The sequence below is a fragment of the Lactiplantibacillus xiangfangensis genome, from assembly GCF_001438845.1.
Lineage (GTDB): Bacteria > Bacillota > Bacilli > Lactobacillales > Lactobacillaceae > Lactiplantibacillus > Lactiplantibacillus xiangfangensis.
The window spans coordinates 65,106-81,513 of sequence record NZ_JQCL01000074.1 but is presented as its reverse complement, the minus strand read 5'-3'; the positions used below and the strand labels follow the sequence as shown (position 1 = coordinate 81,513).

The 16,408-nt window shown below is 46.1% G+C and carries 13 protein-coding genes; 8 read left to right on the top strand and 5 right to left on the bottom strand.

Annotated features, from left to right (window positions below; all coding sequences use genetic code 11):
- Positions 1-274 precede the first annotated feature (274 nt).
- A complete protein-coding gene (locus tag IV64_RS08325; RefSeq protein WP_237757321.1) occupies positions 275-3,067 on the top strand; it encodes a YhgE/Pip domain-containing protein in 2,793 nt (930 codons plus the stop codon).
- A 66-nt stretch (positions 3,068-3,133) separates the two neighbouring features.
- Here IV64_RS08325 and IV64_RS08320 read toward each other — a convergent pair whose 3' ends face one another.
- A complete protein-coding gene (locus IV64_RS08320) occupies positions 3,134-4,153 on the bottom strand; it encodes an aldose epimerase family protein (RefSeq protein ID WP_057706786.1) in 1,020 nt (339 codons plus the stop codon).
- A gap of 265 nt (positions 4,154-4,418) precedes the next feature.
- Here IV64_RS08320 and IV64_RS08315 point away from each other — a divergent pair, with 265 nt between their 5' ends.
- On the top strand, positions 4,419-5,504 hold the full coding sequence (locus IV64_RS08315) for an ABC transporter ATP-binding protein (RefSeq protein WP_057706785.1): 1,086 nt from the start codon (positions 4,419-4,421) through the stop codon (positions 5,502-5,504).
- A gap of 54 nt (positions 5,505-5,558) precedes the next feature.
- Here IV64_RS08315 and IV64_RS08310 read toward each other — a convergent pair whose 3' ends face one another.
- From IV64_RS08310 to IV64_RS08300, 3 genes are all read right to left on the bottom strand, one after another.
- Entirely contained in the window at positions 5,559-6,755 is a 1,197-nt protein-coding gene (locus IV64_RS08310) for a CDP-glycerol glycerophosphotransferase family protein (RefSeq protein ID WP_057706784.1), read from the bottom strand.
- Between the two features lie 23 nt (positions 6,756-6,778).
- The gene (gene tagD / locus IV64_RS08305) at positions 6,779-7,183 is read right to left on the bottom strand and encodes a glycerol-3-phosphate cytidylyltransferase (protein ID WP_057706783.1); all 405 of its coding nucleotides are present in this window, start codon (positions 7,181-7,183) and stop codon (positions 6,779-6,781) included.
- A gap of 203 nt (positions 7,184-7,386) precedes the next feature.
- Complete coding sequence (locus IV64_RS08300) at positions 7,387-8,541, bottom strand: RNA-guided endonuclease InsQ/TnpB family protein (RefSeq protein ID WP_237757320.1); 1,155 nt, start codon at positions 8,539-8,541, stop codon at positions 7,387-7,389.
- A 571-nt stretch (positions 8,542-9,112) separates the two neighbouring features.
- Here IV64_RS08300 and tagD (IV64_RS08295) point away from each other — a divergent pair.
- The 6 genes from tagD (IV64_RS08295) (at position 9,113) to IV64_RS08270 (ending at position 14,616) form a co-directional block, all read left to right on the top strand.
- The gene (tagD, locus tag IV64_RS08295; RefSeq protein ID WP_057706781.1) at positions 9,113-9,514 is read left to right on the top strand and encodes a glycerol-3-phosphate cytidylyltransferase; all 402 of its coding nucleotides are present in this window, start codon (positions 9,113-9,115) and stop codon (positions 9,512-9,514) included.
- A 140-nt stretch (positions 9,515-9,654) separates the two neighbouring features.
- On the top strand, positions 9,655-10,509 hold the full coding sequence (locus IV64_RS08290) for a hypothetical protein (protein WP_057706780.1): 855 nt from the start codon (positions 9,655-9,657) through the stop codon (positions 10,507-10,509).
- Positions 10,510-10,523: 14 nt separating this feature from the next.
- Positions 10,524-12,548, top strand: a complete 2,025-nt coding sequence (locus IV64_RS08285; RefSeq protein WP_057706779.1) for a CDP-glycerol glycerophosphotransferase family protein — start codon at positions 10,524-10,526, stop codon at positions 12,546-12,548.
- Between the two features lie 475 nt (positions 12,549-13,023).
- Complete coding sequence (locus tag IV64_RS08280; RefSeq protein ID WP_057706778.1) at positions 13,024-13,332, top strand: hypothetical protein; 309 nt, start codon at positions 13,024-13,026, stop codon at positions 13,330-13,332.
- 109 nt (positions 13,333-13,441) lie between these two features.
- On the top strand, positions 13,442-13,867 hold the full coding sequence (locus IV64_RS08275) for a hypothetical protein (protein WP_057706777.1): 426 nt from the start codon (positions 13,442-13,444) through the stop codon (positions 13,865-13,867).
- A complete protein-coding gene (locus IV64_RS08270) occupies positions 13,864-14,616 on the top strand; it encodes a nitroreductase family protein (protein WP_057706776.1) in 753 nt (250 codons plus the stop codon). Before IV64_RS08275 ends, IV64_RS08270 begins: the two co-directional genes overlap by 4 nt.
- A gap of 278 nt (positions 14,617-14,894) precedes the next feature.
- Here IV64_RS08270 and glpK read toward each other — a convergent pair whose 3' ends face one another.
- Positions 14,895-16,406 (bottom strand): glycerol kinase GlpK, encoded by a 1,512-nt coding sequence (gene glpK / locus IV64_RS08265; protein ID WP_057706775.1) that lies wholly within the window; start codon positions 16,404-16,406, stop codon positions 14,895-14,897.
- Positions 16,407-16,408 lie beyond the last annotated feature (2 nt).

Sequence of the window (16,408 nt, the reverse complement as noted above, 5' to 3'; positions counted from 1 at the left end):
CCATCCGTCAACTAGAACCACTTTTTTTAGTCAGTTTCTTTTCGTTAGGCCGAAAAAGCGATAAATTTCAAGCAAATTGGGGGAAATGGGTCAGCGTTTCAGTTTGACTGTGGTTAAATTAACTGATGAGAGCAGGTTAGTGAAAAACGAACTATTGCTAGTAAAAACATTGCATAGCCTTAACGGTAACCGTTGACAATGGGGGAACTTGTTTTGAGACAACGCTGGTCATGAGTTGGAAAGATTGATTGCAAGGCTTTGAGTGGGGGCTAAAATGAACATGTTTAAGGCGGAATGGAAGTACCTAATTAAGCACAAGTTGATGCTAATGGTCATTATCGTAATTGGGTTTATTCCGTCCATTTACGCGGTGACCTTTTTGAAATCAATGTGGGACCCGTACGGTAAGCTTCAGGATTTACCGGTAGCGGTGGTCAATCATGATCAGGCCGTTACGTCGCAAGGACAACATCTAAATGTTGGTCACCAGTTAACTGAAAATTTAAAGCAATCTGATGGCATGGATTTCAAACCGGTCAAGTCAACGGCGGTGGCAAAACGTGGTTTGAGGAATGGCAAATACTACATGGTCGTCACTATCCCGCAAAACTTTTCACATAATGCCACGACTTTAATGGCAAAACGCCCTCAGAAGATGGTCTTACACTACGAAACGAGTGCTGGGCATAATTTTACGGCGTCAAAAATGACGGCGTCAGCGGCTCAAAGCGCCGCCGCCAGTGTCTCAGAACAAATCACTAAAACGTATGCAAAGACGTTATTCAATAGTTTGAAACAACTCGGAACGGGGATGCGGACGGCTGGTAAAAATAATCAAAAGCTTGCCCAGGGGAGTCAGCAAGCGAAGCAGGCCAATCAAAAACTCACAACGGGCTTGAATACCTTGGCCAAAAGTACCCTGACTTTAAATAACGGCGCGCAGACGCTTAATCAGGGCTTAGATCAGTACATGACGGGGGTGGCCCAAGTTAGGAGTGGTAGCCAGCAAGTGACGACCGGACTGGATACCCTACTCAGTAACAGCCAACAATTAGCGAGTGGTGTTCAAGGCTTAAATGAGGGCGGGCAGCAGTTGGCTAGCGGTGTTCAAACCTATACGACGGGCGTCCAAACGTTGAATCGCGGGATGCAAGCGTACGTTGGCGGTGTCACTAGTGTTAATCAAGGGGCACAACGGCTCCAAGCGGGGCTGACCACTTTGAATCAAAAGACTGGCACGCTTCAAAGCGGTAGTGCGCAGTTAGTGTCGGCCAGTTCAGATTTAACGACTGGTCTGCAGGCTTTAAGCGCGGGCAGTGGTGACTTAGCGACCAGCTTGGCAGCGGCTTCCAAGGGCTTGGCGGGGACTAGTTCGCAGCGGGCTGCGTTAACTGACCAACTGGAAAGATTGGCGACAATCGTGACTCAGAATAATAGCAGTTCTGAGCAGTTGACCCAAGTTAAAGCGGCGAGTGACCAGTTGCAGACGGCTTTAACCACGTTACAAAGCGACCAAGATAACGCGCAGGCCACGTTGCAAGCGAAGGTGGCCGCGGCCGCGGATGCCCAAAAATTAACCGCAACGCAAAAAAACGCCATGGTGGCGGCCGTCAGCGCTAGTCCAGTAATTTCGACTAAGGCGCTTACCGATGCGACAACCCAACTGGCAACCGTGTTAGCGCGTGTTCAGAGCAGTCCAGCGAGTGCCGTAAACCAACAACTGGCCGCCATTAAGCAAACGGTGACCGCAATGGGAGATGGACAACAGCAGTTAGCAACCGGACTTGCAGGGATGACCACGGGTGCGCAGACCTTAACGACTAAGCTACAAGCAGCGGTTAGTGGAATGGCTGCCTTAAATAATGGTCTCACGGCGTTACAAAGCGCAACGCCGGCATTCGCAAGTGGCATCACCCAGTTGCGTAACGGGGCCGGGACGCTTGCGAATGGCACGGCCCAATTAACGGCAACCGGCACGCAGTTAACGGCTGGTGCGCAGGCACTTGACGCTTCCGGTGGTCAGTTGAACCATGGCGCGGCCAGTTTGAGTTCCGGGATTGCCACGCTCAACGGTAAGGTCCCCAGTTTGACAAGTGGGGTCGCTCAATTGGCGAGTGGGTCACAACAGGTCACCGGTGGTTTACAAACCTTAAATGATAAGGGGAATCAGTTAACGACGGGTGCTGGTTTACTGACTAACGGTACGACCCAGTTAGCTGGTGGCAGTCAGCAGTTGGCCAGCGGGTCGCAACAGTTAGGTATTGGTTTGACAAAAGTCGCGGCGGGTAATCAGACGTTGGCCACTAAGTTAACGCAGGCCGGACGACGGGCTAAGGTTGATCCGACTAAGCTGACCTATGACCAGGTCGCTAAGCCAACTACGACGAGCCACACTGAGCGGGACCGCGCTAAAAATAACGGGACCGGGATGGCGCCGTACATGATGTCGGTCTCACTATTCGTTGGTGCACTGGCCTTCAATATGATGTTTGACACGTATACACCGCGCCGTTATCCGCGCACTGGCGCTGGGTGGTGGCTAAGCAAGGCGTCCGTCTTAGATGGTTTTGCGCTTTTTGAGAGTTTGCTAATTGTGACCTTTTTGATGGTGATCGACGGGTTAGCGCCAATCCACATGTGGGCGACGTTTGGCATGGTGCTATGTATCGCGTTAGCCTTTATGAGTATCGTGTACTGGCTAAACCTTGTTTTAGGAAAAGTCGGCTCGTTTTTCAGCATGATCTTACTCGTTTTACAACTAGGTGGTTCGGGTGGGACTTACCCGATTGAATTATCGAACAGTTTCTTCCAGGCCATTCACCCGTGGTTACCCATGACGTACGCGGTGAATGGGTTGCGGGAAGTGCTGATGATTGGAAATACGGCGGTGCCCGAAATGATCATCCTATTCCTGATAGCGGTGATCTTTTCAGGGCTCTGCATGCTATTCTTTGCGCGCCGGCGTGGCCGGTTACAGCGGATTGATTTTGATGAACAGGTTGTTGCGGAATCCGAGTCGGACCAGGAAGAACCTGAATCAGCTGACCAGTCAGAAAAAAAGCAGTAGACCAATAAACCAGTAAGTCCCGCACAGTTCATGGCCGTGCGGGACTTACTGGTTTATTTTAGACCGTTAAACGTCGTAGATATTTGAGAATTGGTAGGCGGTCTGATAAGTGATTGGAACGTTTGGTTCAATGATGATGCTCCCAAATTCACGGTGGTGAATCGCGTCGGGTAAAACTTGGGGCTGTAATGAAAGCCCTAGTTGTGAGCGCATTGGTTTACCGCCATTTAGCCGGTAACGGTCGTCGCGGTAGTTGGTAGCACTGGAGACCACGATTGCGGGTGCATTCGTGCGGAGCGTGACTTTACGCCCGCTGACCCGATCAAATAGTTCAACCTGAGGATACGGCGTCTTGTTTAAGACGAAGCCGTGGCGCAGGCCGCCCTTAATTTTGGCAATTTGGGGACCGATTTCAGTTGGTTCCCGGAAATCAAACGGACTGTCCGTGACCCACGGGAGTTTACCAGTTGGGATGTTGTGTTTATTGAGCGCAGCGTATTCATCGGCATTGATTTTAAGGATGTCATGGTTAATTAAGCTTTCGGCGTTGCCGCTTAAATTGAAGTAGGTGTGGTTGGTTGGGTTAAAGAGGGTTTCCTTATCACTTTTACCCGTATAACTAATCGTAAACTTACCATTATTGTCTAAGATAAAGTCGGCGGTGATGGTCATCGTCCCGGGATAGCCGTTTTCGCCATCGAGGGTAATGTATTGCATGACGAGGCCGACTTGTTCACTAGTCTGGAGTTTCCGTTCCAAGAACCAGGGTTCGAACGCAATCTGGGGCATGTTACCGCCGTTCAAATGGTTTTCCCCAGCGTTTTGAGTCAATTCATAATTGCGCCACTTGGCATTCTTGATCACGCCGGCGACCCGGGCGATGGTGGCACCAAAAAATGACTGGTAGGTAATGTAGTCTTCGCCTTCGTCAAAACCTAAGACAACGTTTGCATAATTGCCGTCTTTATCGTGTGTCTTGATAGCCGTGACCGTGGCGCCCCAGTCCATCACCGTGACACTCATGTGGTGATTGTTCACTAATGTGTAATAGTTGATACCGTTTGCTTGATGTTCGATTATTTTCATACGCTCATCCACTCCAATGCATGCCTAACAATTAACTTGTTAACTTAAGTATATTTCATTAGCCGTGATAAAGCGAACGTTTGCCCGGCAAACGAACGAATAAGTCAGTATAATTGTGTGATAAATCACAAATGAAATCAGACTTAATTTTGACTTAAGCTTGTACGGTCTTGCTTGACGCTTTTTGACTTCTCTAGTACCATATAGCAGTTAGTTATGCTCGAGTATTAGTATATAAATCGCAGAATATATAGGAAGTATCAAAATGACAGCTGATTATAAAATTAAGGTTCAAAATGTGACCAAGGAGTTTGACCTATTCAAAACTCGTTCTGATCAATTAAAAGCGTTCTTCTCGATTTCTAACCGGCCAATCCCAGAATTCTGGGCGTTAAAGGGAATTTCACTTGAAGTGGAACCGGGCGAAACGCTGGGATTAATCGGGGTTAATGGTTCTGGTAAATCCACTTTGTCTAACATTATTTCTGGGGTGATTCCACAAACGACCGGTGTGGTTGACGTGCGTGGGGATACTTCGATCGTCGCTATCAATTCAGGACTACGGGGCCAATTGACCGGGATGGAAAACATCCGGCTCAAGGCGTTGATGATGGGGATGACAAATCATGAAATTGACTCGATGTTAGACGACATCATTGCCTTTGCTGACATTGGCGACTTCGTTTATCAACCAGTCAAAAGTTATTCTTCCGGGATGAAGTCACGGTTAGGGTTCGCAATTGCGGTCCATATCAATCCAGATATTTTGATTATTGACGAAGCGCTATCCGTTGGTGATGATACCTTCTATCAAAAGTGTGTGGAAAAGATTCAACAATTCAAAGAAGCCGGCAAGACGATCATCTTTGTCAGCCATTCATTGAAGCAAATTGAAATGATGTGTGACCGGGTCGCTTGGATCCAGTACGGTGATTTGAAACAAATCGGGTCAACCGCAGAAGTGGTCGGCGAATACCGGAAGTTTATCAAGTGGTTCAAAGCACTCTCGAAAAAAGATAAGAAAAAGTATCAAAACGAAGCTAAGAAAAAACAAAAGGCGTTTGATATTGAAGCGTACGAGAAACAAGTCGTGGCTGAACGGCAACAAGAAAATGCTGAAGATCACCACGTTGCCAGGGAAGTCCACAAGGATTTTTATGGCAGTGTGATTTCAGAAACCATGTCTTGGGGCAACCGAATCCTGACGACGGTGGTTGGGGTTGCAGTGGTGTTCTTAATGCTAGTCAACGTTTCGGGACACTCATTGACGAGTGTGGTTCAGCACCCGTCACATATTTGGCACCCAACGACGACGCTCAAGGGGCCGGGCGTCACCAAGTCCGTTAAATAAACAAAGCAACCTTAATCAACTGGATTTATCCAGATGACTAAGGTTGCTTTTTAGTTAGTTTTTAGTGGATGCGCGGTCAGTCATTAACTGAACGACGCGGTCGCTAGCCGTTCCTTTTTCCCACGACGTAAACTTGGTTTGAAAGGCACGCATTTTAGCTGTGTATTCGGGGTAAGCCCCGTCGGCTAAGAAACGTTGAATCGCTGTTAAAAATTCTGGTTCCGTTGTTACGATGGGGCCGGGAACTTCTTGGTAGTCGAAGTAAAACCCACGGATATCATCTTGGTAGTGCGCTAGGTCGTACGGATAAAATAACATCGGCCGATCCAAGATGGCAAAGTCAAACATCACGGATGAATAGTCTGTGATTAACAGGTCACTAATCAAGTAGAGGTCGTCAATGTCTTCGCTCACGCAGAGGCGGACTTGGTCTTCAAAGCCAGTAATGTCGATCGACTCAGCAACCAAGTAGTGGGGCCGGATGATGAGCACGTCGTCGGGTCCCAATTGCTTGGTCAGTTCACTCAAACGGAAGGGTAGGTCCATCTTGTACATGCCTTTGCGAATGAAGAAATCGTCACGCCAAGTTGGTGCGTACAAAATCACGCGTCCGTCCTGATGACCAACGATTCGTTGCTTGATCTTGCGGATGGTGTCGGTATCGTGAGCGTGCTTAACGAGCCGGTCGTTACGGGGGTAGCCGTAGTCTAAAAACTGGTGTTGAAAGTTGAACGCCCGCTTAAAAATAGCTTGTGAAAATTGGTTAGGACTAATTAGGTAGTCCCAGCGCCGGCTCTCGCTAGAGAAATTGTGGCGATACTTTTCCGTATCGATTCCCGGCATCGTCACATTTGCAATATCGATACCCAAGCGTTTCAGCGGGGTGCCGTGCCACGTCTGAATGTAGATGGTTCCGCGATTTTTCTTTAACCAGTACGGCATGCGGGCGTTAAAGACCCAAAAATTTGCCACGGGGGCAATTGTCAGCCATTTAGCGGAAAACCGTGAGACGAAGGTGATTTGCGGAAAATCCTGACGAGCCTGTTCGATGAAGCGGTGTTTAACGCCCCAAACGAGTCGCCAATCGGGATGGGCTTTTTGTAACGCTTCATAGATTGATAACGGGTTATCGGTGGGCAACTTGCCGTTAAATGCTTCGAATAAAACGAGATGCTTTTTTACCGGAGCAACGGTGGCAATCAGGTTGAATAGCCGGCGGTAGACCTGACTAATAATTTGCTTAAGTGACATTGAACTAGATCCTCACAACAATTCTATTTATTTTGGAAATTTAAGTCGTGCTTAATTTTGGTCGTAGAAATTTCGGGTGTCCGCGGCAGGTAAATGACTTCGGCGTTAGTCTGTTCACCGACGAAGTCGAATTTACCTTTCCAGTCATCTCCCATGACAAACTTGTCAATTTGGTAGAAATTGATGTCGTTTACTTTTTGATCCCAAGAGTTTTCAGGAATCACTAAGTCGACGTAGCGAATTGCTTCCAATAGCGCTTTACGTTTTTCGTAGGAGAAGTAAGCCTTCTTTTGCTTGCTTTCCCAGTTAAACTCGTCGGTGGAGAGGGCGACAATCAGATAGTCGCCCAGGGCCTTAGCACGTTTCAACAATTCAATGTGGCCATAATGTAATAAATCAAAGGTACCATACGTAATTACACGTTTCATATGAAAAAATCCTGCTATGCAAAATATAGAGAAATATAGAAAATCATTGCTGATTTCCACATTTAGAAAGATTACATATTTCCTTTCTTGTTTTTTGCTTGCTACCGTTATAACACCAGTATTCTGATATTCCACTAGGGAGTAATCGCATTGACCAACTATGACAGCTTAAGGGCTTAGCCAGCCCCGTTTAGTTTTTATTTTTAGATTAAAGCTAGTAAATTAGCAACGGCATTTTCATCACGATTGAGCACCGCACCACAACTATAACAAACATACTCATTATGTTTAGTACGGTGCCTTTCATTACCTTGTAATGTGATTTTATCGTCACCAACTTTGATATGACCACACTTTGAACAGCGTTGTGTTGAGGGATACCCTTGGTCTGCTAGAATCAGCTCTTTACCGTACCAGTCGCATTTATAAGTTAGTATCTGCCGAAAATAGCCAAACATTGACCGTTGCAAACCTTTAGAAGCAACGTGGCTCATCTGCATAGCTTTGACGGATAAGTCTTCAATCACGATTTTGTCGTAATTATTGACGAGTTTCGTCGTAAACTTTTGCATGATATCATGTTGGATCTTGACAACTTTGCGATAATCACGCTGCAATTTGGCTCTCATTGCAACGTAACGACTTCCTTTAGTTGCTTTTTTGCCGTTCACAACTCGCTTATGAGCTAACTGCTTTTGGTAAAACTTGATGCGCTGATACAACTTACGTAACCGTTTCGGCAAGGTATTAACAACGCCAGCCGTGTAATTTAAATGGCCAACGTTCACGTCAACAGCTGAATTATCACCAGTTTGTGGCTTGTTATCAAGCTCAACTTCAAAGGGAAGACTGGCCCAGTATTTCCCATTTTCACGGTAAATGCTGACCACCTTCAGTACGCCTGACAAGTCAGAGTGTTTACTAATCCTGATGTCATACCAATCTTTGATATCATGTGGTTTGTCCAATCGAAGTTTGCCAGCGACAATTTTAGCCCGGTCGGTTTTAAAACCTTGACGCGCAGCCTTTTTCGACTTGAACGCCGGTTTACCCCAGTCAGGCTGTGACTTATCAAAGAAGTTCTGCCAAGCCTGACCTAAGTCAGTAACCGCCAATTGTAAGGTACGTGCTGATAACGCATATTGCCAATCAGCTTTATTCGCAACTAGTTCATTGCGAACTGAATAAGCACTGGGACGGGGACTACTTGAATCAAGCGTATATAAGTCATACATGTCATTCCAAGTAGCCAGCCCCTCATTCCAGCAGTATCGCCGATAATCACAAAGGCTATCGAGCACCTTTTTCATGTGACGATTAGGATAAAGTCTTACTTTTTGTGTTCGAATCACCAGCATCATCACCACCCAAATTAGTGTTGTCTTTTCACTTCTCATTATAATTTAGGTAACTATTGATGTCAGTGATTTGATCATCGAGAATGATTTTTTTGGTATCAATAAGACTGATTTAGTTGGGCAAGATAAAATGCGAATTTTCACTTTTTACAACGGACAAACTGTGATGGATTATCACTAGATTTAATCATTACCAAGCTCGCCACCTCCATATTTTCTCTCTATGGGGAGCTTGATAATTTTTCTACGTAAGTTCTACATTTTTCTATGTTTTAGTTAATGATTGCTTCTTCCTATTTTATGCCAAAAGTTAGTTAATAATGCTGGACAGAATCACGTCTATTATAGCATGAAATTGACACTGGTCATGGGGACAGTACGGCGGATTTGGCGTTTCAGAAGTTAAAGCGGTTAACGACCGCGCGTGAAAAATAATACAGTTCAATAAGGATTTAAATATTGTTCAACGTCCTTATGAAAAGGTAAAAAATTAAAATCCTAATTGACCTTGAGCGAATATATGGTACTATGAATGGTATTAAATTAACGATAGTCACGTCTAGGAGATATTATGAAAAAAGTAATCACTTACGGAACATTTGATTTATTACACAAAGGTCATATTCGCTTATTAAAGCGGGCTAAAGCATTGGGTGACCACTTAACAGTTTGTGTTTCTACGGATGAATTTAATGCCATTAAAGGCAAAAAAGCTTACACGTCGTTTGAAGATCGTAAGTACATTTTAGAAGCAATCCGTTACGTTGACGAAGTGATTCCAGAACAAGGCTGGGATCAAAAAATCAAGGATGTGCAAGATCACGATATCGATACCTTTGTGATGGGTGATGACTGGGAAGGTAAGTTCGACTTCCTAAAGGATTATTGCGAAGTAATCTACTTACCGCGTACTGAAGGCATTTCGACCACTAAAATCAAGCATGATTTGGGAATGCAAGTCGATGCTGATTAAAATTTAATTTGTTACAATGAGCAACGAAAGATGATCAGGGGTTTCGTTGCCACGTTGCGCTATTAACGGGGAGGAGTCTCCCTTGTTAGTGGCGCTTTTTTTGTTACGATATAAGTTTATTTTTGATGGGGGATGTCGGAATGAAACCAGTGATTTTTTTAGTAACGGCGTTAACCGATGTTAAACAAGATGGTTTTAGCGTCAAGCTACGGGCGTTACTTGAACAGCAAGTTCCCGTACAAATCTTATTTGCGGACTTAAACTTTTTAGAACGGGCCACCTTTGACCAATTATTGGCCACCTTGGCCGTTACTAACCCAGCGTTAGTGACGGTTACCGACCTGTTTGATATCTTTGCTAATGATCAGGGGAGTCCGTTATCTGAACGGACGCGAATGCGGGTTGATCATACTAATTTGACGGTCCGCCGTCACACGTCCGCAACGGAAACCGTCGTGCGATATTTGTACGATGACCAGTTGTTAGAAGAGCAACATTTTACGGCCGACCAGCAACTGAGTTATCAAAACTTTTATCAGGATAATTTACTGACACAGGTTGTTTTTTGGGGAAAGCAACAACGTCCGGTAACTATTAGCAATTTTCAAGCGGAAGCTTTGAAGGAAACTTTATTATTGAACGCTCAGGGTGAATTAGTTTACCGGTTTATGCGCGAAGAACAGCCTGTCCAAAAAATCTTCAATGGCAAGGACGCAGCGACTTTACAAGTTGCGGACCCTGCCACACCCCAGTCTGAAGCTTTACCTAGTAAAAAGTCCCGTGAGCCGGCGGGGACGTTAACCGTGCGCAATGAACAGGCAACGATTTTTAAAGTCATGGATTACGTCGATGCGACTGACTTCAACGGCATTTATGATTTTTATCGCTATGCCCTGAAACGGTTAGGCGCTGCGGATGCTAGACTCTACGTGAGTGTCAGTCAAAACGTTGAAATGTCTGCAGTCTTGCCTAATCAGTTGATTTTTAACTATTAGAAGGGGTGATCTTGATGCGAGCAATTTTATCAGAGGTCCATTCACATGGTAATCAACAGTCGTTGACGCTTGAATTAATCGACGTCCCTTTTGTGGTGAACGACCTAGCAATGATTTTTATGGAAAACAATGCTAAAGCGTCACGGCTTGTGCCGATTAAACGGCGGGAACATCATCACGTGGTCGACGTGACGATTGCGGTGCCGGCGTTTATTTTTGAGCAGGATAATCAGCGCGAGTTTTCATGGGCCATGTACTTAACATTTAACGTTGATACTAAGCACTACCTCTTGGAAGTTGAAAGTGAATACGTTTCTGATCGGCACCAATTAACGCTGGATAGTTATTTTCAATTTAACGCGGACAGTCAAAATCACGCGTTATTTGAGATTCATACGGGTCAAAATCCAGATGAGTTTGTGGTCAACAGTATCAACCTGACAAAGGACGGGCTGACGGTTACGGGGCTTAATACGATCAATGATCAGCCGCTTGAAAATCAGTGCTTACTGCTAGAAAATGCAGCGACTGCAACGGTGACTGAGTACGAGATAGCGACAGAATTGTTGCGGGGACTATTTTCAGTAACGGTACCCATCGCTGATTTGACAGCGGCGGGGCCCTACAATCTTTACGTCGAATACGATTATCATTCTCAACACGTGCGTCAGCGCTTAGTTTTAGACCGTGAGTTGACGGGTCAAAGTGGGGCGCAGGCTTTGCCGAGTGGCCGAATTGGGCGGCTTGAACGAGTGGCTGACGGGCGGCTTCAGGTTCAAACCGACGCCCCGGTATCCTTGAAACGAAAAGTCGTTGCGCTAGGAAGTAAGGCAGAGCGTGTCAAGGCGGGGTTACACCAGCTGCACGAGAAACTAAGCAATCGCTACATGCGGTGGCTATTCAAGCAGGGACACCGACCGTTTGCCGCCACAACGATTATTTTTGAAAGCTTCGGCGGACGGCAGATCAGTGATAGTCCGTTGGCGATTTACCAGATGTTCAAGCAATTATATCCGGGATTCCACTTTGTCTGGTCCGTTGAGCGGGAGTTAGTGCCCTATTGTAAGGCCAATCACATTGCGTACGTTGTTCGCCGGACGGCGCGGTGGGCGCGAACGTTGGAGAAAGCCCAGTATTGGATTAGCAATGCGCGCTTTCCGGCCTGGGTCAAAAAGCCCAAGTACGTCACTTACATTCAGACGTGGCACGGCACGCCACTGAAAAAGTTGGGCTTAGATATTGAAAATGTCATGATGCCGGGAACGACTACTGAGGCCTATCACCGCAACTTTGTTCAAGAAGCCAACCGGTGGGACGCCCTGGTTAGCCCCAATGATTATTCGACGCAAATTTTCCGGTCGGCCTTTGGATTTAATAATCAAATCCTGAAGGTGGGGTATCCGCGCAACGATGAATTGATCAATGCGACCCCGGTGGATATTACAGCGCTGAAACAGAAGCTAAAGATTCCGTTGGATAAAAAAGTTGTCATGTACGCGCCAACTTATCGTGATAATCAGTTTGTGGAAAAGGGAAAGTATACCTTTGAGCTACCATTTAGCTTGGCTGATTTTAAGCAACGCTTTGGTGAAGATACCGTTTTGATCTTACGGATGCACTACTTAATTTCAAACGCCCTCGACGTTTCAGAATACAGCGACTTCGTCTATGATCTGTCGAGTTATCCTAATATCTCAGACTTGTACTTAGTTTCAGACCTACTGATTACGGATTATTCCAGCGTGTTTTTTGATTACGCCTACTTGAAGCGGCCAATCTTATTTTACCCGTATGATTATCAGCTGTATCAGGGTGAGCTACGCGGGTTTTACTTGGATTATGAGCACGACTTGCCAGGAACGATTGCGCATAACGAAGCCGAGCTGTTGGTAAATATTAGAAACGGCTTGCGGCAACCGGATATGAGTCAAAATGCGAAGTTTCAGGCATTTTATGAACGCTTTTGTGCAATTGACGATGGGCAGGCAGCCATTAAGGTGGTCCGTTACGTCATGCATCAGATTGAGGCTAATCAGTAAATTAAAATAATTGATTGTTTGAAAATAAAATTACTTTTAGCCACTGAGTGATCGTACCCGTTGAAAAAGGCACTAACTTTAAAATTAGATGATTTAATAAAGTGAATGTACTAACTAAGCCACGGGATTATCCGGGTCCCAAACCGCTGCAGTGGTAATCAAGTAGTCGTTTTAAACTTGTGAATGATAAAACGATATTAAATTCAGACAATTTATCTATTTATTTTGACAGGCTGTTGACAACGCTTACATTTTCGCTTATCCTTAGTTTGTAAGGTATTTAGTTACCTTCTAATCAATTCTCTTTCTCTCTTATGCCGACCACTATCTTTGGATAGTGGTTTTTTTATTGGAAAAATTGTCACAAGGTAGGAACAGGTTAAGGCATGACTAATCGCATCTTCCGTCGTCCAGGTTTAGTTTTTGACAGCTTCCGGGTGCCCCGTTATACTAAAATCTGAAGTGAGGGATTAGTTTGAAAAATCATGAAGTGTTAGATCTTATCCAAGAAATCACCCGTAATGATGGGACTTCTTACATGGAAATTGGCAATATGCTGATGAATGGGCGGGCCGAGCTGGCTGCTGAACGTGGCTTTATCAAGGAAGTTCGGATTTTACAATTAAATATTCCCCATTCAACCCACGTTGCGAAGTACGAAGCGTACGTGAATGAGACATTCACGATTCCAGACGAATCAATGGATCACTGGGATGAATGGACTAAAACCCCTGAAATGCAGGAAGAAGTTAATTTAATTTTAAAGGAAAACCACATTGGGTAATCCAGGTCGGATTTGTTAAACATCAGTCGTTACTGGTGTTTTTTATTTTCCGGCTCAGCGTGATAAACCTAAGTGATTGTTCGGCCTATCAAGAGAAAGGGACCTGTGATTGAAGAACCAACTATTACAATTTATTCAGAACCACTTTCAAACGCGCTTTCGGTTCCGAAATGCGTTTGAATCACAATTAACGATCAGTATTTTAACCCGGTTGATTTTAGAACATTCGGAAAGCTTACTACTGACCCGGCAAGATGTGGAACGACTAACGGGGTGTTCGTTGGACGACCCGGCGCTGCAACGCGAATATTTTCCTCAGCGCGCGATTACCTTATTGGAAACGGCGTTGGACGAGTTGACGAGCTTAAGTATCGTGGTGCCGCATCCTGAAGGGCGGGTACGTTACCCGCTCTTTCGCAGTGTTCAGATTGATCAGGTTTGCGAGCGCATCGTGTTCAATCTCAACTTGGATGTATTACCCCAACTGACCGATTGGGCGCACGAATTGAACCGTAAACAGGAGGAACAGAAATGAGCTTAAGTGTTACAGAAACGTTAAATGCATACCGGACCCAGCGCGCGTTTACGACGCAACCGGTGACCGATGACAGCTTTCATCAGATTATTGCGACGGCACAACAAATGCCAACGAGTCAATACTTACAGGCCTATAGCCTGATTGAAATTACCAAGCCAGAAATCCGGGCGAAGTTAGCTGAAATTATCACGATGCCAACAGTCAGTGAAAATGGCCGGTTGTTGGTGGTTGTAGCCGATCAGCATCGTAATGCTAGCTTAGCTCCAGGAACGGCTGCTAAACGGGCATTGACCGAATTTGACCGTTTTGCGGGAAGTATCGAGGACGCTACTTTGATGACGGCAGCGATGGTGATGGTTGCGGAGAGCCAAGGACTAGGAAGCGTCGTACTTGGCTCCATCAATAACGATACGCAAGCGGTGATTGACTTATTACACTTGCCAACATTAACTTTGCCGGTATTTGGGTTGCAACTGGGTTATCCAGAGGTGCGACCAGAGAAAAAGCCACGCTTAGCTTTACCGGCCATTCTCTTTAAGGACCAGTATCAGGAACCAACTAGTTATCAACGGGCGTTAACGGAATTTGATCAGCAGTTGCATGCTTATTACCAAGGACGGACGAGTCACGCACGGGATGAAAGCTTGGCCCACATGACCAACGAAGCGTTAGGTTCAGCGGCTAAACGGCACCGGTTTTTACAAATTGTCCGGCGGCAGGGATTCTTACCTGAATTGGACGATTAAGTTAAAGGGCTGTCCGCCACACCATGATGTTTTTACCTTATTCGCTTTGCTGGACAGAACCGGCGTCGCTGAGTATGGCCTGATTATCTCAAAGTAACTTTTTGAATTAATCAGGAATGACCGTACTAATTAATCGTGACTAGTTTCATTAGTCTGATTATTGAAAAAACAGGATTTAATTCCAATTTGTAATTTTTAGTCAAAAATAACGAACGAGTAACTGCGCTGATGGTAGCAGTACTCGTTCGTTATTTTTTGATAATTAGACTTAATGATGATTATTTTTCATAAGGATCGTGTTTGAACAGTTGTGCCGCTTTAACGGCCGTTTGCCAGCCCGTGTAGAGGTTGTCGCGTTCTGCAGCACTCATTTTAGGCTTGAAGACGTCACCGGTTTGGTGGATCGACTTGATTTCATCGAGGTCTTTCCAATAACCCACGGCCAAGCCGGCAAGGAAGGCGGCCCCAAGAGCAGTCGTCTCTAAATCCGCTGCCCGGTGAATCTGGACGTCTGAAATATCAGCCTGGAATTGCATCAGCCAATCGTTGCGGGTCGCACCGCCGTCGACCATTAAAATCGGCATGGCAATGTCGGCATCTTGCTTCATCGTGTCGATAACGTCGCGTGATTGGTAGGCTAATGACTGCAGGGTGGCTTTAACGAAGTCCGCCCTAGTGGAACCGCGGGTCAGTCCAAAGACGGCTCCGCGGGCGTCAGAATCCCAATACGGTGCGCCAAGTCCGGTAAAGGCTGGTACAACGTAGATTTCATTATGGTTGTGTGATTGCTTGGCAAGCGTCTCCGATTCCGGCGCGGATTTGACTAGTTGCATCCCGTCGCGTAGCCATTGAATTGCGGAACCCGCAACGAAAATCGAACCTTCCAGCGCATAACTCACGTGACCGTCAATGCCGTAAGCAATCGTGGTCAGCAGGTTATGGTCGGACAGTTGCGGTTGTTCGCCAAGGTTCATGACGGTAAAGGCACCGGTACCGTAAGTGTTTTTGACCATGCCGGGTTCAAAGGCCATTTGCCCAAATAGCGCGGCCTGTTGGTCACCAGCCATCCCGCTGATTGGGACTTGGCAGTTATAGAATAGGTAATCCTTAGTGGTTCCGTAAATTTCTGAATTAGACCGCACTGTTGGTAACATGACCTTGGGGATGTTTAAGAGGTCCAAAATCGTTTGGTCCCATTGTAAGTCGTGAATGTTAAACAGCATCGTTCGGCTTGCATTGGTGTAGTCGGTGACGTGGGTCGTTCCTCCGGTCAGCTTCCAAACGAGCCACGTGTCGATTGTTCCGAATAAGAGCTCGCCACGCTCAGCCCGTGCTTGGGCACCGTCAACGTGGTCAAGGATCCAACGAATCTTCGTGGCGGAGAAATAGGCGTCGGTGACGAGCCCAGTTCGCTGGTGGATCATCTCACCGGCACCGTTTTCAACTAGTTGGTCGGCAAGGGGCGCAGTCTGGCGTGATTGCCAAACAATCGCGTTATAAATGGGTTGTCCGGTTTCTTTGTCCCAGACGACGGTGGTTTCCCGTTGGTTAGTGATCCCGATGGCCTTGATTTGACCAGGCAAGACGCCGGATTCGATTAAAACGTCGGCAATGGTGCTAGAGACTGCGTTCCAAATTTCATTTGCATTATGTTCGACCCAGCCGGGCTGGGGAAAGTATTGGGGAAACTCGCGTTGTGAGTCAGCGAGTTTTTGGCCCGCGTGGTTAAAGATGATGGCCCGGGTACTGGTGGTGCCTTCATCAATGGCCATGATATATTCGGCAGGCATAT